1 protein-coding gene is annotated in these 583 nt (G+C 34.8%); it reads left to right on the top strand.

Annotated elements, in window-relative coordinates; genetic code table 11:
- Window positions 1-363 (top strand): putative adhesin (locus R7O13_RS29060; RefSeq protein ID WP_412125746.1); only part of this gene is annotated, 363 nt, incomplete at its 5' end.
- Window positions 364-583 lie beyond the last annotated feature (220 nt).

Genomic DNA, 583 nt, shown 5'->3' with positions numbered 1-583 from the left:
GAGTCTGGTTTAACTAAGGATGATTTAGATATGCTGGCTAAGACTCGCAATAAATCTACCGATGCAATTTTGGAGGAAATGAGGAGCTTTGCTATATATAGAAAAGACAAAGTTTCCGAAGGTTGTTTAGTTAAAGATTATGCCTTATACCATCATGAGAGCACGGATTCTTTGTTAAAAGAGCAGCAAATTCATCCATTAAGTGAAGATGTTGATATCGCGTTTGTGATAGACAAAAAGCATAAGAAACATCTATCCGATATCTTTAAAGCAATCAAACTATCTGGAATAGAATATAAGGTTATTCATTTTGGTGCGTGTAGGGTTGAACGAAATGGTTCAGCAGTGCCTAATTTTGAATAGACTTTATGTAGGCTTGAACTTTTGAGTTTTGATTAGTTGTGGATGAAGAAAAAGCTACAGCCATCTAAGCTTATCGAGGAGCATGATAACTGTAGCTTTTATCTTAAAATTAAATCGCTATTTCATTTCAAGGAAACGAAATAGAGCAGATAGCTTACTCCAGTAGAGATTTTGATTTTTCGGCGACTTCATGTTGCCTAATGCTATATATTTCAATGAG

Source organism: Vibrio sp. Y176, assembly GCF_033438945.1.
Note: the sequence above shows the minus strand (reverse complement) of the source record. Positions and strands in the feature narration are given on the sequence as shown.